Origin of the sequence: Streptomyces omiyaensis (genome assembly GCF_014650895.1) — a bacterium.
In the GTDB taxonomy this organism is placed as follows: domain Bacteria; phylum Actinomycetota; class Actinomycetes; order Streptomycetales; family Streptomycetaceae; genus Streptomyces; species Streptomyces omiyaensis.
In genome coordinates this window covers 420,461-440,908 of record NZ_BMVV01000002.1, presented here as the reverse complement: position 1 = coordinate 440,908, position 20,448 = coordinate 420,461, and the positions used below count along the sequence as shown (strand labels likewise).

Here is a 20,448-nt window from a genome sequence, read left to right as displayed (position 1 = left end):
TTGTGCAGATGTTCGTACCGTACGGGCTCGCGCCCGGCCGGGGGGTCAGCGGCGCGGCTGGGCGTCCAGGACCTGCTGCAGGGCCTCGAACTCCTCGACGCACTTGCCGGAACCGAGCGCCACCGAGTCCAGCGGGTCCTCGGCGATGTGGATCGGCATGCCGGTCTCGCGGCGGAGCCGCTCGTCGAGGCCGCGCAGCAGGGCGCCGCCACCGGTGAGAACGATGCCGCGGTCCATCACGTCACCGGAGAGCTCCGGCGGGCACTTGTCGAGGGTGGTCTTCACGGCGTCGACGATCGCGTTGACCGGCTCCTCGATGGCCTTGCGGACCTCGGCGGCCGAGATGACGACGGTCTTGGGGAGGCCGGAGACGAGGTCGCGGCCCCGGATCTCGGTGTGCTCGTCCTGCTCCAGGTCGTAGGCCGAACCGATGGTGATCTTGATCTGTTCGGCGGTGCGCTCACCGAGGAGGAGCGAGTACTCCTTCTTGATGTGCTGGATGATCGCGTTGTCCAGCTCGTCGCCGGCGACCCGGATCGACTGTGCCGTGACGATTCCTCCGAGGGAGATGACCGCGACCTCGGTGGTGCCGCCGCCGATGTCGACGACCATGTTGCCGGTGGCCTCGTGGACGGGGAGGCCGGAACCGATGGCGGCGGCCATGGGCTCCTCGATGATGTGCACCTGGCGGGCACCGGCCTGGGTGGACGCCTCGATGACGGCGCGGCGCTCCACACCGGTGATGCCGGAGGGCACGCAGACCACGACCCGGGGGCGGGCGAGGTAGCGCCGCTTGTGGATCTTGAGGATGAAGTAGCGGAGCATCCGCTCGGTGATCTCGAAGTCGGCGATCACGCCGTCCTTGAGCGGGCGGACCGCGACGATGTTGCCGGGGGTCCGGCCGATCATCTTCTTCGCCTCGGCACCCACCGCGAGGATCCCGCCGGTGTTGGTGTTGATCGCGACGACGGACGGCTCGTTGAGGACGATGCCTCGACCCCTGACGTACACCAGCGTGTTGGCGGTCCCGAGGTCGACAGCCATGTCACGGCCGATGAACGACATGAAGTTCCCCTTGTTTCCCATGGCTGAGGGTGGTGCGGCGAAGAGTTTTCATCGTAGTGCCGCTCACGCGGATGGCGCGCGCTGGTCCACCTCTGTACTAGGTGACGGTAGGACGCGGCGATCCGTTCCCGGGATTGGCGTTCATATGCCTGGGGGCGGCCGAATTCCTTCGGTCGCCCCACAGGCGGCTGCCGTTCGGCTGACGACGGGTCAGCCGGGGGTCACGCGAGACCGGGGAAGAAGATCTTCAGCTCGCGCGCGGCGGACTCCTCGGAGTCCGAGGCGTGGATGAGGTTCTCGCGGACGATGGTGCCGAAGTCGCCGCGGATGGAGCCCGGGGTGGCGGCGATCGGGTCGGTCGGGCCGGCCAGCCGGCGGACGCCCTCGATGACCCGCTCGCCCTCGACGACTAGCGCGACGACCGGACCGGAGGACATGAAGCCCATCAGCGGCTCGTAGAAGGGCTTGCCCTTGTGCTCGCCGTAGTGCTGCTCCAGCGTCTCCTGGTCGAGCGCGCGCAGCTCCAGGGCCACCAGGGTCCAGCCGGCCTTGCGCTCGATGCGGCCGATGATCTCGCCGACCAGGCCGCGGCGGACCGCGTCGGGCTTGAGCAGGACGAGCGTGCGCTGGCTCACGGGGGGAACTCCTTCGGGAGGGATGTGCGGGCCTCTGAATCTACAGGGCCCGCCCCGCCCCCCGTCACGCAGCGTCAGGCCCTGCGGAGCCCTGGGCGGCGGTGTTCGAGGCGGCCCAGCGGGCCTTGATCTCGTCCACCTTGCGCCCGTAGTGCACGGAGCACCACCACAGGACGGCGAAGACGGCCCCGAGGAAGAACATCACGGGGACGAAGAAGCCGCTGAGGATCAGCCCGATCTGGAGGGCCCAGCCGAGCTGCACGCCACCGGGACGGGTGATCGTCCCGCAGAGCAGCACGGACAGGACCATCGCGACGCCGCACACCCACCAGACGGTGGAGGTGGTGAGGCTGTCGTCCTTCATCGCGACGAGTCCGGCGAAGCCGATGACGAAGAACTCGCCGATGAGGGTGGAGGAGCAGAGCGTACGCATGCCGGGTCAGCCCCTCTTGAGCAGCAGTCGGGCGTCGCCGACCGTGAAGATCGAACCGGTCACCAGCACGCCGGCGCCGCCGTACTCGGCCTCCTCCTCGGCGAGCGTGATCGCCGCCTCCAGGGCGTCGGGCAGCCGGGGCTCCACGACGACCCGGTCCTCGCCGAAGACCTCGACGGCGACCGCGGCGAGCGCGTCGGCGTCGGTGGCGCGGGAGGTGGAGTTCTGGGTGATCACGATCTCGGCGAAGATCGGCTCGAAGGCCTCCAGGAGCCCGCGGGCGTCCTTGTCGCCACTGGTGGAGACGACGCCGATGAGCCGGGAGAAGCCGAAGGCCTCGGAGACGGCCTCGGCGCTCGCGCGCGCGCCGTGCGGGTTGTGCGCGGCGTCGAGGATGACCGTCGGCGAGGAGCGGACCACTTCGAGGCGGCCGGGCGAGGAGGTCTGCGCGAAGGCGCGCCGGACCGTCTCGATGTCCAGGGTGCGGGCGCGGTCGGCGCCGATGCCGAAGAAGGCCTCGACGGCGGCGAGCGCCACGGCCGCGTTGTGCGCCTGGTGGGCGCCGTGCAGCGGGAGGAAGACCTCCTCGTACTCGCCGCCGAGTCCGCGCAGGGTCAGCAGCTGTCCGCCGACGGCCACCTCGCGGGAGACGACGCCGAACTCCATGCCCTCGCGGGCCACGGTCGCGTCGACCTCGACGGCCTTCTTGAGGAGCACCTGGGCGGCGTCCACCGGCTGCTGGGCGAGGACGACGGTCGCGCCCGGCTTGATGATCCCGGACTTCTCGCCGGCGATCTCGCCGGTGGTCCCGCCGAGCCGGTCGGTGTGGTCCAGGTCGATCGGGGTGACGACGGCGACGGAGCCGTCGATCACGTTGGTCGCGTCCCAGGTGCCGCCCATGCCGACCTCGACGACGGCCACGTCGACCGGGGCGTCCGCGAAGGCCGCGTAGGCCATTGCGGTGAGGACCTCGAAGAAGGAGAGGCGGTACTCCTCCCGGGCGTCGACCAGCTCCACGTACGGCTTGACGTCCTGGTACGTCTCGATGAACCGCTCGGCGGAGATCGGGGCGCCGTCCAGGCTGATCCGCTCGGTGACGGTCTGCACGTGCGGCGAGGTGTAGCGGCCGGTGCGCAGCTCGAAGGCGCCGAGCAGGGACTCGATCATGCGGGCGGTCGAGGTCTTGCCGTTGGTCCCCGTGATGTGGATCGAGGGGTACGCGCGCTGCGGCTCGCCGAGCACGTCCATGAGCGCCGCGATCCGGGTGACCGAGGGCTCCAGCTTGGTCTCGCCCCAGCGGGTCGAGAGCTCGGTCTCGACCTCGCGCAGCGCCCTGTCCAGCTCCGGGTCCTCGGGGCGGGTGGGCACGGGGTCGCCCTGCGGCGGACCGGCCTGGGTGCGCAGGGTGCGGCTGCCGGCCTCGATCACCGCCAGGTCGGGGTCTCGGCTCGTCGCTTCGTCGACGAGCTCGTCGAAGTCGTCGGCGGTCTCGTCGGCGTGGTCGCGCGGGTCGCTCGGGTCACTCACGGGGCCAAGTCTACGGAGACCCACCGACGGGACCATGGACCCACCCCTTTCGGGACCTTCGGTCCGCCGTCCGCGGGGACCGCGCGGCAAACTTGGCGATCATGGACATAGGCATCGATCTCGGCACGGCCAACACCCTCCTCTACGCACGCGGGCAGGGCATCGTGCTCAACGAGCCGTCCGTGGTGGCGGTCCAGGAGGGCTCCCGGCACGCGCTCGCGGTCGGCTCCGAGGCCAAGGAGACGATCGGCCGGACGCCCGGCTCGATCACCGCCGTCCGCCCCCTGAGGGACGGCGTGATCAGCGACTACGAGGCGGCCGAGGAGATGATCCGGCACTTCGTCCGCAAGGCCGTCCCCGGCCGCCGGCGGCCGCGCACCCGGATGGTGGTCTGCGTGCCGAGCGGGGTCACCCCGGTCGAGCGGCGGGCGATCGTGCACGCCTCGATCTCGGCGGGCGCGCGGGCCGTCCACCTCATCGAGGAGCCGATGGCGGCGGCGATCGGGGCGGGGCTGCCGGTCGCCGACCCGCGCGGCTCGATGGTCGTGGACGTCGGCGGCGGGACGACCGAGGTGGCGGTGATCTCGCTCGGCGGGATCGTCACGGCCCAGTCGCTGCGGGTCGGCGGCGACCGGCTCGACGCGGCGATCACCGACCACGTCCGCAAGCGGCACTCCCTGCTGATCGGCGAGCGGACGGCGGAGGACGTGAAGGTGGCGATCGGCTCGGCGTGGCCGGTGCCGGGCGGCGAGGAGTTCGAGCGCCGGACCTTCACCGTGCGCGGCCGGGAGAAGGTCAGCGGCCTGCCGCGGACGGTGGAGCTGACCGTGCCGGAGGTGCGGGAGGCCCTCGACGAGCCGGTGGAGGCGGTGCTCGCGGCGGTGCGGGTGACGCTGGAGGAGTGCCCGCCGGAGCTGTCCGGCGACGTGATGGAGCACGGCATCGTGCTGACCGGCGGGGGCGCGCTGCTGCCGGGCCTGGACCTGAGGATGGCGTCGGCGACGGGGATCCCGGTCTTCGTCGCGGACGATCCCCTGGACTGCGTGGCCCTCGGCTCCGGCCGCTGCGTGGAGGACTTCGACGGCCTCCAGCGGGTGCTGGGGAAGGCGGAACCGGCACGCTAGGCCGTACGGGGGGGCGGGGGGCCCGGAGGGGGCGGACGGCTCGGGGGCCCGGGAGGGGCCCGGCCGGGGCGACGGGTCCGAGGGGCGAGGCGCGGGGTCCGGGGGTGGCGGGCCCGGTGGCGGCCGGTTCAGCGGGCGAGGCCCGACGGGAGGGTCGCCCGGACGACGTATTCGCCGTCCCGCTTCCCCGCCGCGAGGGTGCCGCCCATGCTGGCGACCCGCTCGTCCATGGAGACGAGGCCGGTGCCGGTGGAGACGGGGGCGCGGTCCGGCGGGGTCCCGGGGAGCGGGTTGCGGACCTCGATCCACAGGTCGGGGCCGGTGGCGCCGATGGCGACCCGCACCGGAAGCCCCGGGGCGTGCTTGGCCGCGTTCGTCAGGCACTCCCGGACCACCCGGTGGACCGCGGTCTGCCGCAGCGGCGAGAGCGCCTTGACCTCCTCGGCCACGTCCAGCTCCACCGGGCTGCCCATCCGCTCGCTCTCGGCGGCCAGGTCCGCGAGGCCCTCCAGGCCGGGTGTGGCGCCGTCCCGGTCGGCGCGCCGCACGATCGTCTCGTTCAGCATGAGGTGGGCGCGCCGGGCGGTGTCCGCGAGCTCCTCGAAGTCCTTCTGGTGGGCGTCGCCGCGGGCCCGGACGGCGAGCACCTCGGCCCGCACCGCGAGCACGGTCAGCTCGCGTCCGACCAGGTCGTGGACGTCCCGTCCGACCTGGATGCGCTCCTCCTGGACGGCCTGCCGGGCGGCGGCGGCGCGCCGCTGGACCTCCAGGGCGCGGACGAGGTCCTGGCGGTAGGCGGCGATGCCGACGCCCGCCGCGAGCACGCCGATCGGGACGACCACGCTCAGGAAGTCGCTGAGCGTGTCGCCGTGGTGCGCGGCGGGCCAGCCGGGCGTCTGGAAGTAGGCGTACGCCACCGCGATGTAGAGCAGGGTGGCGAGGACCGCCGCGCGCCGGCCCCGGAAGCGGCCGATCGAGTACAGCGCGAACTGGATGAGGGTGACCTCGTGGAGCCACCCCATCAGGCCGAGCGCGACCAGGTACGGCACCCAGGGCAGCCGCCGGCGCAGCACCAGGGTCGCGGCGCCCGCGGCGAGGACGAGGGTGGCGGTGACGCCGGTGAGGGAGTTGTCCGCCCGGGCCAGGCCGGGGACGTCCAGGAGCATCAGGGCGAAGGCGCTGAGCGCGGCGACGACGTCCAGGGCGCGGGGCGAGCCGGCCCACCGGTCCGCACGGCGGCGCAGCGCGGGGACGGTGGGGAGGCGGACCATGTCTCCATCATCCAGGGTCCTTGGTCCCGACGCCGTGGACCCGAAGTCCCGTCTGCTGTGAGATCAGGCACTTCGTCCGCATTCCCGTTTGACTCGGAGACGTGGCAGAGATGCCAGAAGGGTCCGATCCGCCGGACCCACCGGCGGGCTCCGGCCCGCCCCGGAAACGCCGGCCCCGGAACCGACGGCCGCGGAACTGCTCGACGCACTGCCGCAGGCGGCCGCCCTCGTCGGGGACGGCCTGCGGATCCTGCGGGTGAACCGGCGCTTCCTGACCCTGCTGGAGGTGCCGGACGACCTGGACCCGGCCGGACCGGACGGCGGCGAACGCCTCCTCCGTCACGTCGCCGCGCTGCTCGCCCGTCCGGAGGACCGCGCGCGCTTCCTCGCCGAGGCCCGCGCCCACGGCCCCGTCACCCGGACCGCCGACCACCACCTGGCGGACGGGCGGATCCTGCGCCGCCGCCCCTCCCCCGCCGGCCCCACCGCCCACCTGCTGCTGATCGAGGACGTCACCCGGCGGCACGAGGCCCGGGGCGAGCTCGACCGGCGGGTCCGCAGGCCGGCGGAGCTCACCGACGAGCGGACCGCCTTCGCCGGACGGGCCCTGCACGAGCTGCGCACCCCGCTCGCCACCGTCGTCAGCTTCGCCGAGCTGCTCCTCGACCCGGCGAGCGGCCCGCTCGACCCGGAGCGCACCTCCTACCTGGAGGCGATCCTGCGCAACGCCCGCCGCATGACCTCGATCGCCGAGAACCTGCCCCGGGCCGCCGGAGAGGACCCCGCCGCCCCGCACCACGCCCCTCGCCACGACCGGGTCCTCGTCCCCGAGCTGGTCGAGCGGGTGGCCCTGGAGGCGCTCCAGCGCACCGGCGGAGCGGGGCCGTACCTCACCGTCGACGCCCCCGCGGGCGGTCCGCCGCTGTCCGCCGACGGCCGGCTGCCGACCGGGGCGCTGGAGAGCTGGTCGCCAACGCGCTGCGGTTCACCCCCTCCGGGGGACGGGTGGAGATCGGCGCGCGCCCCGGCGACGGGCACTGGACCGTCCAGGTGAGGGACACCGGGTTCGGCGTCCCGCCGGAGTACCAGGAGGAGGTCTTCACCCCGTACGTCCGCGCCCCCAACGCCCGCCGGGGCGGCTACCCCGGCACCGGCCCGGGCCCGGCGGGCGTCCGGGAGGCGGTCCGGCTGCACGGCGGCACCCTCACCGTCCGCGACCGGCGCGAGGGGCCCGGGGCGGTCTTCACGGTCCGGCTGCCGCTGCGCGACCGGGACCCGGGACGGACGGCCGGCGGCCCGGATCACGGAGGCGGCACGGACGGCGGGGGCGGCGGGGCGGGGGCCGTACGGACGGCGGGGGCGTCCCGTGACCCGGCTGCTCGGCGTCGAGGACGACCCCGACCTCTCCCTCGCCCTGCGGGTCCTGCTCACCCGCAGCGGCCACGACGTCTCCCTCGCCGCCGACGGGCGCGAGGCGCTGCGGCTGCTCTTCGCCGAGCGGCCCGCCCTGATGGTGCTCGACCTCGTCCTGCCCGGGCTCGACGGCTGGGAGGTCCTGGACCGCACCCGGGACATGAGCGACCTGCCGGTCCTCGTCCTCTCCGGCCTCGGCGAGCTCGACGACCGGGTCCGGGGGCTGCGCTCCGGCGCCGACGACTACCTGGTGAAGCCGTTCGCCCAGGCCGAGCTGCTGGCCCGGGACCCGCTGGTCCACCCGGTCCGCCGGCACCGCCCGGACGCCCGCGTCGGCAAGGGCGCGGCCCTCAACGCCGCCTACGACGCCCTCGGCGCGCACCTGCCCGCCGGCACCGACCGCTCCCGGGTGGTCGTCTGCGTCGTCGACGCCGACGGGCACCTCTCCCCCGGCGCCCCGGCCCTGGTCAGCGGGCCCGAGGGCTTCGGCGACCCGGACACCGGCGGCGTCCAGATCGGCGTGCGGATGCGGAACGTCGACGACGCCCGCCCGCTGCCCGACCGGGGCCGCACCGCCAACGCCTACGCCCGGCTCCTGATCCGCATGCAGGACGCGGAGTTCGCCGTCTCCAACACCGCCATGCAGCTGCTGCGCCGCCGCACCGGCTCCGTCGGGCTGGGCGGCAACGGGCAGTTCACCCGCCTCAGCGCACTGGACCGGATCGCCGCCGCCGAGCGCCGCCCCTGGCAGCGGGACGCCCTCCTGGAGGACTACGAGCTCGGACTGCACATGCGGCTCGCCGGCTACGGGGTCACCCACGTCCACGACGCCTGGGTCAGCCAGGAGGCGCTGCCCCACACCCGCCGCTTCCTCACCCAGCGCACCCGCTGGGCCCAGGGCAACATCGCCTGCGTCCGCCACACGGGCCGGCTCGTCTCCTCCCGGCACTACGGGGCCCGGGGCGTCCCGGAGTCCCTCTACACCTTCTTCCAGCCGATCGCGCACCTCGCGACCCTGCTGCTGACCGCCGTCGTGCTCGGCGCGCTCGTCGCGGGCGGCAGCGCGGCCGAGGTCGTCCTCGCCGCCTGGCCGCTCGCCCTCGCGCTCGGCCTGGCCTCGGTCGTTCCCTTCGTCCTGGGGGCCCGGTCTACCGGCGCGAGTTCGCCGCCGACCGCTCCCGGATCAAGGGCCTCCTGTGGGGCCTGGCCCTCTGGCTCTACGCGTACCACCTGTTCCTGGTCTCGGCCCGCGGCTTCGTCCGCCTCGTCCGCGGCCGCACCGGCTGGGCCAAGACCCGCCGCAACGCCGAGACGGCGGGCGTCGGCCCGGTGGCGACGGAGTCCTGACCCCGGACGCGCGGAAGGGCCCGGGACCACGTGGTCCCGGGCCCTTCCGCGTGCGGGCTACGCCTGCGGGAGCTTCTCCAGCTGGGACTGGATGCGGGCGATGTCCTCGTCCGCCTTGGCCAGCCGGCCCTTGATCTTGTCCACGACGTTGTCGGGCGCCTTGGCCAGGAAGGCCTCGTTGCCGAGCTTGGCCTCGGCCTGGGCCTTCTCCTTCTCGGCCGCGGCCAGGTCCTTCGCGAGCCGCTTGCGCTCGGCGGCCACGTCGATCGTGCCCGACAGGTCGAGCGCGACCTCGGCACCGGCCACCGGCAGCGAGGCGGTCGCGGAGAACGCCTCGCCCTCCGGCTGGAGGCGCAGGATCTGGCGGATGGCGGCCTCGTGCGGCGCCAGCGCGGTGCCGTCGAGCTCCAGGCGGGCCGGGACCTTCTGACCGGGCTGGAGGCCCTGGTCGGAACGGAAGCGGCGGACCTCGGTGACGACCCGCTGGACCAGCTCGATCTCCTGCTCCGCGGCCTCGTCGCGGAATCCGGAGTCGGTCGGCCACTCGGCGATGACGACCGACTCGCGGCCCGTCAGCGTCGTCCAGAGGGTGTCCGTGACGAACGGCACGATCGGGTGGAGCAGCCGCAGGGTGACGTCGAGGACCTCGCCCAGGACGCGCGCCGAGACCCTGGCCTGCTCGCCGCCCGCGAAGAACGTCGTCTTCGACAGCTCGACGTACCAGTCGAAGACCTCGTCCCACGCGAAGTGGTAGAGGGCGTCGGCGAGCTTGGCGAACTGGTAGTCGTCGTAGTAGGCGTCCGCCTCGGCGACGACCTTGTTCAGACGGGACAGGATCCAGCGGTCCGTCGCCGACATCGCGGAGGCGTCGGGCAGCGGGCCCTCGACCGTCGCGCCGTTCATCATCGCGAAGCGGGTCGCGTTCCAGATCTTGTTGGCGAAGTTCCGGGACGCCTGGACCCAGTCCTCGCCGATCGGGACGTCGACGCCCGGGTTGGCGCCCTTGGCCAGGGTGAAGCGCAGGGCGTCGGAGCCGTACTTGTCCATCCAGTCCAGCGGGTTGACCGTGTTCCCGAACGACTTCGACATCTTCTTGCCGAACTCGTCACGGACCATGCCGTGGAACGCGATCGTGCGGAACGGCGGCTGGCCGTCCATCGCGTACAGGCCGAACATCATCATCCGGGCGACCCAGAAGAACATCAGGTCGTAGCCGGTGACCAGGACGGAGTTCGGGTAGAACTTCTCCAGGTCCGGCGTCCGCTCCGGCCAGCCGAGCGTGGAGAACGGCCACAGGCCGGACGAGAACCACGTGTCCAGGACGTCGGTGTCCTGCGTCCAGCCCTCGCCCGTGGGCGCCTCGTCGTCGGGGCCGACGCAGACCAGCTCGCCGTTCGGGCCGTGCCAGACGGGGATGCGGTGGCCCCACCACAGCTGGCGCGAGATGCACCAGTCGTTGAGGTTGTCGACCCAGTCGAAGTAGCGCTGCGACATGTCGGCCGGGTGGATGTTGACCCGACCGTCGCGGACCGCGTCGCCGGCGGCCTTGGCCAGCGTCTCGACCTTGACCCACCACTGCATCGACAGGCGGGGCTCCAGCGTCGTCTTGCAGCGCGAGCAGTGGCCCACGGAGTGGACGTACGGGCGCTTCTCGGCGACGATCCGGCCCTCGGCGCGCAGGGCGGCGACGATGGCGGAGCGGGCCTCGAAGCGGTCCAGGCCCTGGAAGGGGCCGTGGGTGGTGATGATGCCGCGCTCGTCGAGGACCTCGATGGATTCGAGGTCGTGGCGCTGGCCGATGGCGAAGTCGTTCGGGTCGTGCGCCGGGGTCACCTTGACGGCGCCGGTGCCGAACTCCGGGTCGACGTGCGTGTCCGCGACGACCGGGATCGTGCGGTCGGTCAGCGGCAGCTTGATCTGCTTGCCGATCAGGTGGGCGTAGCGCTCGTCGTCGGGGTGGACGGCGACGGCGGTGTCACCGAGCATCGTCTCCGCGCGGGTCGTGGCGACGACGATGGTGTCGTCACCCTCGCCGTACTTCATGGAGACGAGCTCGCCGTCGTCGTCCTGGTAGTCGACCTCGATGTCGGAGATGGCCGTCAGACAGCGAGGGCACCAGTTGATGATGCGCTCGGCGCGGTAGATCAGGCCGTCGTCGAACATCTTCTTGAAGACGGTCTGGACGGCCCGGGACAGGCCCTCGTCCATGGTGAAGCGGTCCCGGCTCCAGGCCAGGCCCTCACCGAGGCGGCGCATCTGGCCGGCGATCTGGCCACCGGACTCGGCCTTCCACTCCCAGACACGCTCGACGAAGGCTTCGCGGCCCAGGTCGTGGCGGGACTTGCCCTCCTTGGCGAGCTCACGCTCGACGACGTTCTGGGTGGCGATGCCGGCATGGTCCATGCCCGGCTGCCACAGCGTCTCGAAGCCCTGCATGCGCTTGCGGCGGGTCAGGGCGTCGATCAGCGTGTGCTCGAAGGCGTGGCCCAGGTGGAGCGAGCCGGTGACGTTCGGCGGCGGGATGACGATGGTGTACGCCGGCTTCTCGCTCTTCGCGTCCGCCTCGAAGTAGCCGCGCTCCACCCAGCGCTCGTACAGCGGCCCCTCTACCTCGGCCGGCGCGTACTGGGTCGGCAGTTCGGTGGTGGGCGCTGTCTGCTGCTGAGTGTTCTCGGTCACGAGCCCAGTTTAGGGGTGCGACGGTCGTGTCCCGAAACGCGATTGTTCGGTAACGGTGTGCCCCCCGCCGCCCCACCGCGGGGCGGCTTCCGACAGGATGTTCGCTACGCATAAACGTCCTGTGAGGGGAAGCAGTAGATGAGCTACAACCAGCCGGGCCCGTACGGGGGCCAGCAGCCTCAGCAGCCCGGGCCCTACGGCCAGCAGCCCGGCCCGTACGGGCAGCCGCCGCAGGGTCAGCCCGGTTACGGCTACCCCCAGCAGGCCCCGCAGGGCGTGCCGCCGCAGCAGCAGCCGTACGGCTACCCGCAGCAGCAGCCGAACCCGTACGGCCAGCAGCCGCAGTACGGCGCCCCCCAGGGCCCCGGCGGCTACCCGCCGCCCCCGCCGGCCCCGAAGAAGAGCAAGGCCCCGGTCATCATCGGCGCGGTCGCCGTCGTCGCGGCGATCGCGGTCGGCGCGTACTTCCTGATCGGCGGCGGTGGCGGCGCGTCCGTCGCGGACGACGGCGCCCACAAGCTGGTGACGCCGGAGACGGTGCTGACCGAGTACAAGAAGTCGGCCAACAGCGACAAGGCCCAGAGCGGCGACGACGAGTTCATCAAGGACGCCTCGAAGTTCGGCGTCAAGAACCCGCAGCGGGCCAACGCCCAGTGGGAGATCAAGGACGAGAGCAACCCGCTGAGCGGCAAGCTCCTGCAGTTCGGCGGCGTGTGGGGCGAGATCGAGAACCCCGAGAGCACCGTCGACGCCATCTTCGCCAACATGAAGGCCGAGGCCGAGAAGGAGAAGGACTCGGAGACGCAGCTCGTCGGCGACCCCAAGTCGGTCTCTCCCGCCGGTCTCGACGGCGCCGTGATGAAGTGCCAGGAGATCAAGTCGAAGCCGGGCGCGGACTCCGGGGGCCTCGGCCCCAAGGAGATGACCATGCCGGTCTGCGTCTGGGGCGACCACAGCACCGTCGGCTACGTGATGCACATCAACATCGCCGACATGATGACCGGCAAGGGCGGCACCGTCGACGACGTCGCCGCGATCGCCGCCAAGCTCCGCAAGGAGGTCCGCGTCAAGGCCTGACGCACCGGGCCCACGCGAAAGGGGCGCCCCCACCGGTCGGTGGGGGCGCCCCTTCGTGGTGCTCGCGGTTACGCCGACTTCTCGTGGCGGCCGTCGTTCTTGACGATCCGGGGGACCAGGGTCGGGTTCACGTTGTTGCGGACGACGTCCGCCGTGATGACGACGCGGGCCACGTCCTTGCGGGACGGCACCTCGTACATCACCGACTGGAGGACCTCCTCCATGATGGCGCGCAGGCCGCGCGCGCCGGTGCCGCGGAGGATGGCCTGGTCGGCGATGGCCTCCAGGGCGGGGCGGTCGAAGTCCAGCTCGACGCCGTCCAGTTCGAAGAGGCGCTGGTACTGCTTCACCAGCGCGTTGCGCGGCTCGACGAGGATCTTGAGGAGCGCCTCGCGGTCCAGGTTGTGGACCGAGGTGATGACGGGGAGACGGCCGATGAACTCGGGGATCATCCCGAACTTCACCAGGTCCTCCGGCATGACCTCCTGGAACTGGTCGCTCGCCTCGATCTCGCGCTTGGAGCGGATGGTCGCCCCGAAGCCGATGCCCTTGGCGCCCGCGCGCGACTCGATGAGCTTCTCCAGGCCGGCGAAGGCGCCGCCCACGATGAAGAGCACGTTCGTCGTGTCGATCTGGATGAACTCCTGGTGCGGGTGCTTCCGGCCGCCCTGCGGCGGGACCGAGGCCGTGGTGCCCTCCAGGATCTTCAGGAGGGCCTGCTGCACGCCCTCGCCGGAGACGTCGCGCGTGATCGACGGGTTTTCGCTCTTACGGGCGACCTTGTCGATCTCGTCGATGTAGATGATGCCGGTCTCGGCCTTCTTGACGTCGTAGTCCGCCGCCTGGATCAGCTTGAGCAGGATGTTCTCGACGTCCTCGCCAACGTAGCCGGCCTCCGTCAGCGCCGTCGCGTCGGCAATGGCGAACGGGACGTTGAGCATCCGGGCCAGCGTCTGGGCCAGGAGGGTCTTGCCGGAGCCCGTGGGGCCCAGCAGCAGGATGTTGGACTTCGCCAGCTCGATGGCGTCGTCACGGCCCTGCGCGCCGCCGTTCTCGCCGGCCTGGACGCGCTTGTAGTGGTTGTACACCGCGACGGAGAGGGCCTTCTTCGCCGGCTCCTGGCCGACGACGTACCCCTCCAGGAACTCGTAGATCTCGCGGGGCTTGGGGAGTTCCTCCCACCGCACCTCGCTCGTCTCCGCGAGCTCCTCTTCGATGATCTCGTTGCAGAGGTCGATGCACTCGTCGCAGATGTACACACCGGGACCCGCGATGAGCTTCTTCACCTGCTTCTGGCTCTTTCCGCAGAACGAGCACTTGAGCAGGTCGCCGCCATCACCGATGCGTGCCACGAGGTGCTTCCCCTTCGCCTGGGAGTGCTTGGTTCAGCGACTCCTGGTGCCTCATATTCGACGGTACCTTGCCGGGCCCCCTGTTCGGGCCCCCCTTGGCACGGTTCACATGGTCGCGATTCGGCCACGCGCCCCGTGCCAGGGGAAGGCCGGACGTCAGTGTGCCGCGGCGGTCGTGCTCTTGCGGGTCGAGACGATCTGGTCAACCAGGCCGTACGCGAGGGCGTCCTCGGCCGTCAGGATCTTGTCGCGCTCGATGTCCTCGCGGATCTTCTCGATCGGCGTGGAGGAGTGCTTGGCCAGCATGGTCTCCAGCTGGTCGCGCATCCGCAGGATCTCCTTGGCGGCGATCTCCAGGTCGGAGAGCTGCTCGCGGCCGGTGCCGCCGGAGGGCTGGTGGATCAGCACACGGGCGTTGGGCAGGGCCATCCGCTTGCCGGGGGTGCCGGCGGCGAGCAGCACGGCCGCGGCGGAGGCCGCCTGGCCCATGCAGACCGTCTGGATGTCCGGCTTCACGAACTGCATCGTGTCGTAGATCGCCGTCAGCGCGGTGAAGGAGCCACCGGGGCTGTTGATGTAGATCGAGATGTCGCGGTCCGGGTCCATCGACTCCAGGCACAGCAGCTGCGCCATGACGTCGTTGGCCGAGGCGTCGTCGATCTGCACGCCGAGGAAGATCACGCGCTCCTCGAAGAGCTTCGCGTACGGGTCGTACTCGCGGATGCCCTGCGAGGTGCGCTCGACGAAGCGCGGGACGACGTAGCGGTTGTCCATCGGCGCGCCGGTGTAGAGGCCGCTCGGGGAGAGGTTGTTCTGCATCTGGGTGTTCACCGTCCTGGTGGCGTTCGGCGGGGGGCTGGGGCTCTTCGGGGGGCTGCCGGCGCTCAGGCGCCCGTGCCGCCGCCGCCCGGAACACCCGCGGCGTGCGTGATGATGTCGTCGATGAGGCCGTAGTCCTTGGCCTCCTCCGCGGTGAACCAGCGGTCGCGGTCGCCGTCGCGGATGATCGCCTCGACGGTCTGGCCGGAGTGGTGCGCGGTGATCTCGGCCATGCGCTTCTTCGTGCGAAGGAGGTACTCGGCCTGGATCTTGATGTCGGAGGCGGTGCCGCCGATGCCGGCGGAGCCCTGGTGCATCAGGATGTCGGTGTTCGGCAGCGCGAAGCGCTTGCCGGGGGTGCCGCCGGTGAGCAGGAACTGGCCCATCGAGGCCGCCATGCCCATACCGATGGTGACGACGTCGTTCGGGATGTACTGCATGGTGTCGTAGACGGCCATGCCAGCCGTCACGGAGCCACCGGGGCTGTTGATGTACAGGAAGATGTCCTTCTCCGGGTCGGCGGCGAGGAGGAGCATCTGCGCGGTGATCTTGTTGGCGATGTCGTCGTCGACCTGCTGGCCGAGGAAGATGATGCGCTCGCCGAGCAGTCGGTTGTAGACATGGTCGCCGAGGCCACCACCGATGGACGGCTCACCCGCGGCGTAAGGCTTCAGATTCGTCACGTATCCACCTGCTCGTCTCCGACGGCCCCGGGCCGTCTCAGCGTCTCGTTCAGAGGGCAGTGCCCCCGTATTCATGGACCCTAACGCGCAGGTCGGACAACGCCATCCCGGTTCCCGAACTGTTCGCTGGGAGCGCAAGGTAGTTGGCGGCGCATAAAAGGTCCGCGTACGGCCACGGGCCCGGCCGCACTGCTGTGCGGCCGGGCCCGTGGCGCGAGAGAGCGCGAGGCGCGGGCCTCGGCGGTCGGCCCGGTGGGGGCCTTACTTCTCCTCGGAGACCTCGGCCTCGCCGGTGACGGCCTCGACCGTCTCGGCGGCGGCCTCGACCTCGTCCTCGTCGTCGGAGAGGTCGACGACCTCGCCGTTGGTGTCGACGACCTTGGCGGCCTCGACGACGACCGCGAGGGCCTTGCCGCGGGCGACCTCGCCGACCAGCATCGGCACCTGGCCGCCCTGGACGACGGCCTGGGCGAACTGGTCGGGGGACATGCCGGAGGAGGCGGCACGGCGGAACAGGTGCTCGGTGAGCTCGTCCTGCTCGACGTTCAGCTCCTCCTTGGAGACGAGCTCGTCGAGGAGGAACTGGGTCTTGATGCCCTTGACCGCCTGCTCCTTGGTCTCGGTCTCGAACTCCTCGACCGTCTTGCCCTGGAGCTCCAGGTACTTCTCCAGGCTCAGGCCCATCTGGCCGAGCTGGTGGTGCTCCAGGTTGTGCTTGCGGGTGTTGACCTCGTCCTCGAGGAGCTTCTCGGGGACGGGGATCTCCGCCAGCTCCAGGAACTTCTCCAGGACGCGCTCCTGGGCCTGGGTGGCCTGGTCGAACTGCTTCATGTTCTCGAGGCGCTTGCGGCTGTCGGCCTTGAGCTCGTCGAGGGTGTCGAACTCGGACGCCAGCTGCGCGAACTCGTCGTCCAGCTCGGGGAGCTCACGGGCGGCGACGGCGGTGACCTTGACGGTGACCTCGGCGTCCTTGCCCTCGGCGGAGCCGCCCTTCAGCTGCGAGGTGAAGGTGGCCTCGCCGCCGGCCTCCAGGCCGATGACGGCGGCGTCGATGCCGTCGAGCAGCTCGCCGGAGCCGATGGTGTACGAGACGCCGTCGGCGACGCCGTCGGGCAGCACCTCGCCGTCGACCTTGGCGGTCAGGTCGAGGGTGACGACGTCGCCCTCGGCGGCGGCGCGCTCGACCGGGTTGGTGGAGGCGAAGCGCTCGCGGAGCTGCTCCACCGACTTCTCGATGTCCTCGTCGGTGACCTCGATGGCGTCGACCTCGACCTCGATGCCGGAGTAGTCCGGGATCTCGATGGTCGGGCGGACGTCGACCTCGGCGGTGAAGGCCAGCAGCTCGCCGTCCTTCAGCTCCGTGATGTCGACCTCGGGCTGGCCCAGCGGGTTGACCTCGGCCTCGTTCACGGCCTCGGTGTAGAACTTCGGGAGCGCGTCGTTGACGGCCTCCTCCAGCACGGCGCCACGGCCGAAGCGCTGGTCGATGACGCGCGCGGGGATCTTGCCCTTGCGGAAGCCCTTGACCGTGACCTGCTGGTTGATCTTCTTGTACGCCGCGTCGAGGCTGTCCTTGAGCTCCTCGAAGGGCACCTCGACAGTGAGCCGAACCCGGGTCGGGTTCAGGGTCTCCACGGCGCTCTTCACGGTTCGGTCTCCTTGTGGCTGATTCCTGGATTCCGGACGGGCCGCGCGGGGCGGTTCCGGCCGATGGGCCCGGTCAGAAAGACACACGGGCACGCAGCTTGCATAGTAACCGCACGTGGGATCCGGCCCACAACGTGATCAAGAACCCGCGAGGTCGGGACCCCGGGCGATCAAGGGGATGGTGCTGGTCGGGGTGGCGGGATTTGAACCCACGGCCTTCCGCTCCCAAAGCGGACGCGCTACCAAGCTGCGCCACACCCCGTCGGTGCGACACGTAGGGTACATGCACGGGGACGCTCTGACGCCCCCTGTTTCGGGAGGCGTGCACGGACGGCTCCGGACCGGCTACGATGCTGTCCGTGCCCCGGCCTTCCGGCCCGCGGCACGTCCTGTGCGGGCGTAGCTCAATGGTAGAGCCCTAGTCTTCCAAACTAGCTACGCGGGTTCGATTCCCGTCGCCCGCTCCATACGCCTCAGGGCCCGGACCGTCTCGACGGTCCGGGCCCTGAGGCGTTCTCCGGCGGGCCCGGAGGCCCGGCCCCGTCAGAACTTGATGGAGCCGATCGTCTGGGTTATCGAGTCCAGGAAGCGCTGGATGTCGTCGGCCATCCCGGTGGACGCGAGGAAGAAGCCGAAGAGGACCGCGATCACGGCGGGCCCTCCCTTGAGGCTGCCGCCCCGGATCAGCACCACGAGGACGATCGCCAACAGCAACACCACAGACAGTGAAATGGCCACAACTGATCACACCCTCGGTCGGTATCTACCCAGCCCGGGGTATGCATCCGGACACCCCCGCGCCCCCATCGTGCCACCAACCCCATTGCCCCCGACGGGGGGTGACGAATCGTGGGACGCGCGACGGGGGCGGGAGGTTCACGCCGGGCGGGAGATGAGGAGGAGGGCCCGGTCGTCGTTGACGTCCTTGGCGACCGCCTCGATGAGGTGCCAGGCGACGCCCTCGAAACCGCCGGGGACGCAGCGGTCGGCCTCGCCGGTGAGGCGGTCGATGCCTTCGGCGAGGTCGCGGTCGGCGGCCTCGACGAGGCCGTCGGTGAAGAGCATCAGCACGTCGCCGGGGTGCAGGGTGCCCTTGACCGGGTGGAACTCGGCGCCGTCGTAGACGCCGAGGAGCGGGCCGTCGCCGTCCTTCTCCTCCCAGCGGCCGGTGCCGGAATGGAGCTGGAGCGCGGGCAGGTGGCCGGCGGAGAAGAGCTCGTAGTCGCCGGAGTCCAGGTCGAGGACGAGGTGGATGGAGGTGGCGAAGCCCTCGTCCCAGTTCTGCCGGAGCAGGTAGCCGTTGGCGGCGGGCAGGAAGCCGTGCGGCGGGAGCGAGCCGAGCAGGCCGCCGAAGGCGCCGGAGAGCAGCAGGGAGCGGGAGGCCGCGTCCATGCCCTTGCCGGAGACGTCGGTGAGGACGACCTCCAGGGTGCGGCCGCCGTGGGTGCGGGCGGCGACGACGAAGTCGCCGGAGAAGGACTGGCCGCCGGCCGGGCGGAGCGCCATCTCGCGGTGCCAGCCGCGCGGCAGCCGGGGCAGCGCGCTCTGCACCCGGAGTCGTTCGCGCAGGTCGAAGAGCATGGTGCCGCCGCGCCGCCAGGGCACCCCGACCCGGGCCCGGAACTGGGCGATGAGCAGGCCGAAGAGGCCGCAGGCGGCGACCACCAGGACGGTGCCGGGGGTGACGCGGGCGGGCCCCTCGCCGTACGGGCCGAGGATCGCGGACTCGACGATCAGGCCGCCGGCGGCCGCCGCGTACAGAGCGAGGAGGCTGGCGGGCCGCAGCAGCAGGCCGCCGGCCACGATCGGCAGGACGAGGGCGGCGGGCGAGCACCAGACCGGGTCGAGGACGGTGCCGCAGACGATGGCGGGGATGGTGAGCAGGAGTCCGGCGAGCGCGAGGCGGTCGGAGGTGCCGCCGCGGAAGTAGTCGACGCCGGTCCGGCGCAGCGCGACGCGGGCCCGGTGGGCGCGCCTGCGCAACCGGGCTCCGTACGTGTTCACTCCGTGGTGGGCCATTGGCCTGGACCCTATCCATCGGGGCCGCTTCCGTGCAGGGGCACCCCGGTGACAAGGTGCGTGAAATCGGGTCGCCCCGGGCGGGGACCGCTGATATCGATGGCATATGACGACTGAACTGCGGGTGCTGGACCCGTCGGAGTGGGATCGGTGGTTCGCGGCCCTGGAGCTCGCCTTCGGCGGCATCCACGAGGAGCCCGAGGAGCGGGCGCTGTGGCGGGACCTCACCGAGTGCGAGCGGTCGCTGGCGCTCTGGGACGGGGACCGGGCGGTGGCGACGGCGGGCGCGTTCTCGTTCCTGCTGACCGTGCCGGGCGGGGCGTCGGTTCCGGCCGCGGGCGTCACGATGGTGAGTGTGGCCGGAACCCATCGGCGGCGGGGGGTCCTGACCTCGATGATGCGCCGGCAGCTCGACGACGTGCGGGCGCTGGGCGAGCCCCTGGCGGTGCTGACGGCCTCGGAGCCGGCGATCTACGGGCGGTTCGGTTACGGGGCGGCGAGCTGGGCGCAGCGGGCGGTGATCGACACGACCCGGGTGCGGATCGACGCGCCGGCCGCGGCGGACGCGGTGGGGCTGCGGATGGCGTCGCTCGCGGAGTCCTCGGCGGCGACGGAGGCGGTGTACGCGCGGATGGTGCCGCGCCGGCCCGGGATGCTGGCCCGGCGGCCCGGCTGGGAGCGGCTGCCGGTGCTCGATCCGCCGGGTTCGCGGGACGGTGCCTCGCCCCGGCTGTGCGTGCTGGCGGAGCGGGACGGCGAGGTCGTCGGACACGCCTACTACGCGATCAAGCCGGAGTGGGGCTGGGCCGGCGCGGACGGTTCGGTGATCGTGCACGAGCTGATGGGGCTCGACGGGGCGGCGGAGGCGGCCCTGTGGCGGTTCCTGTGCTCGGTGGACCTGACGGCGAGGGTGCGGGTGAACAGCGCGCCGGTGGACGCGGCCTGGCAGCACCTGGTCTCGGACGTGCGGCGGTGCGAGCCGACGGTGCGGGAGGCGCTGTTCGCGCGTCTGGTGGACGTGGGGGCGGCGCTGGAGGCGCGGACGTACCAGGCGCCGGTGGACGTGGTGTTCGAGGTCGAGGACGCGTTCTGCCCGTGGAACGCGGGGCGGTGGCGGCTGTCGGGGGACGCGAAGGGCGCGTCGTGCGCGCGGACGTCGGACGCGGCGGATCTCGCCCTGTCCGTGCGGGAGTTGGGGTCCGCCTATCTGGGCGGTACGACTCTGGCGGCGCTGGCTTCGGCGGGGCGGGTCACCGAACTGCGGGGCGGGGCGCTCGCGGAGGCGTCGCTCGCCTTCGGCACTCCGGTCGCGCCCTGGCTGCCGCACGGTTTCTAGCGGCGGCACGCGGTTTCCAGC

Annotated in this window: 16 protein-coding genes, 2 tRNA genes and 3 pseudogenes; 8 read left to right on the top strand and 13 right to left on the bottom strand. The window is 71.8% G+C overall.

All coding sequences use genetic code 11. The features are described from left to right. Positions 1-45: 45 nt before the first annotated feature. The 4 genes from IE287_RS04900 to folC form a co-directional block, all read right to left on the bottom strand. A complete protein-coding gene (locus IE287_RS04900) occupies positions 46-1,065 on the bottom strand; it encodes a rod shape-determining protein (protein WP_019886273.1) in 1,020 nt (339 codons plus the stop codon). A 221-nt stretch (positions 1,066-1,286) separates the two neighbouring features. Beyond that, on the bottom strand, positions 1,287-1,700 hold the full coding sequence (gene ndk / locus IE287_RS04895; protein ID WP_189847614.1) for a nucleoside-diphosphate kinase: 414 nt from the start codon (positions 1,698-1,700) through the stop codon (positions 1,287-1,289). Positions 1,701-1,764: 64 nt separating this feature from the next. Continuing rightward, positions 1,765-2,133, bottom strand: coding sequence for a DUF4233 domain-containing protein (locus tag IE287_RS04890; protein WP_189847613.1), 369 nt, complete (start codon positions 2,131-2,133; stop codon positions 1,765-1,767). A gap of 6 nt (positions 2,134-2,139) precedes the next feature. Then, on the bottom strand, positions 2,140-3,696 hold the full coding sequence (folC, locus tag IE287_RS04885) for a bifunctional tetrahydrofolate synthase/dihydrofolate synthase (RefSeq protein WP_373307804.1): 1,557 nt from the start codon (positions 3,694-3,696) through the stop codon (positions 2,140-2,142). Between the two features lie 65 nt (positions 3,697-3,761). On the opposite strand from folC, the gene IE287_RS04880 reads away from it, so the two are divergent. Beyond that, entirely contained in the window at positions 3,762-4,784 is a 1,023-nt protein-coding gene (locus tag IE287_RS04880) for a rod shape-determining protein (RefSeq protein ID WP_189847611.1), read from the top strand. Between the two features lie 128 nt (positions 4,785-4,912). Here the strand turns inward: IE287_RS04880 and IE287_RS04875 are convergent, their stop codons facing one another. After that, the gene (locus tag IE287_RS04875; RefSeq protein ID WP_189847610.1) at positions 4,913-6,055 is read right to left on the bottom strand and encodes a sensor histidine kinase; all 1,143 of its coding nucleotides are present in this window, start codon (positions 6,053-6,055) and stop codon (positions 4,913-4,915) included. Positions 6,056-6,311: 256 nt separating this feature from the next. Here IE287_RS04875 and IE287_RS04870 point away from each other — a divergent pair, with 256 nt between their 5' ends. From IE287_RS04870 to IE287_RS39615, 4 genes and pseudogenes are all read left to right on the top strand, one after another. Further along, a complete protein-coding gene (locus IE287_RS04870; RefSeq protein ID WP_189847609.1) occupies positions 6,312-7,109 on the top strand; it encodes a sensor histidine kinase in 798 nt (265 codons plus the stop codon). Next, a pseudogene (locus tag IE287_RS39385) lies at positions 7,061-7,261 on the top strand (ATP-binding protein); the annotation flags it as partial. The gene IE287_RS04870 and the pseudogene IE287_RS39385, both read left to right, overlap by 49 nt. 160 nt (positions 7,262-7,421) lie before the next feature. After that, positions 7,422-7,691 (top strand): annotated as a pseudogene (locus tag IE287_RS39620) (response regulator); the annotation flags it as partial. Positions 7,692-7,742: 51 nt separating this feature from the next. Further along, positions 7,743-8,815 (top strand): annotated as a pseudogene (locus tag IE287_RS39615) (glycosyltransferase family 2 protein); the annotation flags it as partial. A gap of 57 nt (positions 8,816-8,872) precedes the next feature. On the opposite strand, the gene IE287_RS04850 reads toward IE287_RS39615, so the two are convergent. Then, a complete protein-coding gene (locus IE287_RS04850; RefSeq protein ID WP_189847608.1) occupies positions 8,873-11,494 on the bottom strand; it encodes a valine--tRNA ligase in 2,622 nt (873 codons plus the stop codon). A gap of 138 nt (positions 11,495-11,632) precedes the next feature. Here IE287_RS04850 and IE287_RS04845 point away from each other — a divergent pair, with 138 nt between their 5' ends. Beyond that, on the top strand, positions 11,633-12,571 hold the full coding sequence (locus IE287_RS04845) for a hypothetical protein (RefSeq protein ID WP_189847607.1): 939 nt from the start codon (positions 11,633-11,635) through the stop codon (positions 12,569-12,571). A 68-nt stretch (positions 12,572-12,639) separates the two neighbouring features. On the opposite strand, the gene clpX is transcribed toward IE287_RS04845, so the two are convergent. The 5 genes from clpX to IE287_RS04820 form a co-directional block, all read right to left on the bottom strand. After that, the gene (clpX, locus tag IE287_RS04840) at positions 12,640-13,923 is read right to left on the bottom strand and encodes an ATP-dependent Clp protease ATP-binding subunit ClpX (RefSeq protein ID WP_150228190.1); all 1,284 of its coding nucleotides are present in this window, start codon (positions 13,921-13,923) and stop codon (positions 12,640-12,642) included. 156 nt (positions 13,924-14,079) lie between these two features. Further along, positions 14,080-14,742, bottom strand: coding sequence for an ATP-dependent Clp protease proteolytic subunit (locus IE287_RS04835; protein WP_189847767.1), 663 nt, complete (start codon positions 14,740-14,742; stop codon positions 14,080-14,082). A gap of 65 nt (positions 14,743-14,807) precedes the next feature. After that, entirely contained in the window at positions 14,808-15,425 is a 618-nt protein-coding gene (locus IE287_RS04830) for an ATP-dependent Clp protease proteolytic subunit (protein WP_189847606.1), read from the bottom strand. 261 nt (positions 15,426-15,686) lie between these two features. Then, the gene (gene tig / locus IE287_RS04825) at positions 15,687-17,072 is read right to left on the bottom strand and encodes a trigger factor (protein ID WP_189847605.1); all 1,386 of its coding nucleotides are present in this window, start codon (positions 17,070-17,072) and stop codon (positions 15,687-15,689) included. A gap of 185 nt (positions 17,073-17,257) precedes the next feature. Continuing rightward, positions 17,258-17,334 (bottom strand) — tRNA-Pro (locus IE287_RS04820). A gap of 131 nt (positions 17,335-17,465) precedes the next feature. Between IE287_RS04820 and IE287_RS04815 the strand changes: the two genes are divergently transcribed. Beyond that, a tRNA-Gly gene (locus IE287_RS04815) sits at positions 17,466-17,539 on the top strand. Positions 17,540-17,615: 76 nt separating this feature from the next. Here the strand turns inward: IE287_RS04815 and IE287_RS04810 are convergent. Continuing rightward, entirely contained in the window at positions 17,616-17,810 is a 195-nt protein-coding gene (locus IE287_RS04810; RefSeq protein WP_189847604.1) for a hypothetical protein, read from the bottom strand. A 138-nt stretch (positions 17,811-17,948) separates the two neighbouring features. Continuing rightward, complete coding sequence (locus tag IE287_RS04805) at positions 17,949-19,091, bottom strand: PP2C family protein-serine/threonine phosphatase (RefSeq protein ID WP_189847603.1); 1,143 nt, start codon at positions 19,089-19,091, stop codon at positions 17,949-17,951. A gap of 106 nt (positions 19,092-19,197) precedes the next feature. Here IE287_RS04805 and IE287_RS04800 point away from each other — a divergent pair, with 106 nt between their 5' ends. After that, positions 19,198-20,427 carry a GNAT family N-acetyltransferase gene (locus IE287_RS04800; protein WP_189847602.1) on the top strand — a complete coding sequence of 410 codons (1,230 nt, stop codon included), beginning with the start codon at positions 19,198-19,200 and terminating at the stop codon, positions 20,425-20,427. Positions 20,428-20,448: the final 21 nt, after the last annotated feature.

What these genes read in the sequence shown, in the direction of transcription:
- IE287_RS04880 (WP_189847611.1), top strand. Translation starts at nt 3,762, where the DNA reads ATGGACATAGGCATCGATCTCGGCACGGCCAACACCCTCCTCTACGCA.
- IE287_RS04900 (WP_019886273.1), bottom strand. Translation starts at nt 1,065, where the DNA reads ATGTCGTTCATCGGCCGTGACATGGCTGTCGACCTCGGGACCGCCAAC.
- IE287_RS04890 (WP_189847613.1), bottom strand. Translation starts at nt 2,133, where the DNA reads ATGCGTACGCTCTGCTCCTCCACCCTCATCGGCGAGTTCTTCGTCATC.
- IE287_RS04845 (WP_189847607.1), top strand. Translation starts at nt 11,633, where the DNA reads ATGAGCTACAACCAGCCGGGCCCGTACGGGGGCCAGCAGCCTCAGCAG.
- folC (WP_373307804.1), bottom strand. Translation starts at nt 3,696, where the DNA reads ATGGTCCCGTCGGTGGGTCTCCGTAGACTTGGCCCCGTGAGTGACCCG.
- IE287_RS04875 (WP_189847610.1), bottom strand. Translation starts at nt 6,055, where the DNA reads ATGGTCCGCCTCCCCACCGTCCCCGCGCTGCGCCGCCGTGCGGACCGG.
- IE287_RS04835 (WP_189847767.1), bottom strand. Translation starts at nt 14,742, where the DNA reads ATGCAGAACAACCTCTCCCCGAGCGGCCTCTACACCGGCGCGCCGATG.
- IE287_RS04800 (WP_189847602.1), top strand. Translation starts at nt 19,198, where the DNA reads ATGACGACTGAACTGCGGGTGCTGGACCCGTCGGAGTGGGATCGGTGG.
- IE287_RS04805 (WP_189847603.1), bottom strand. Translation starts at nt 19,091, where the DNA reads ATGGCCCACCACGGAGTGAACACGTACGGAGCCCGGTTGCGCAGGCGC.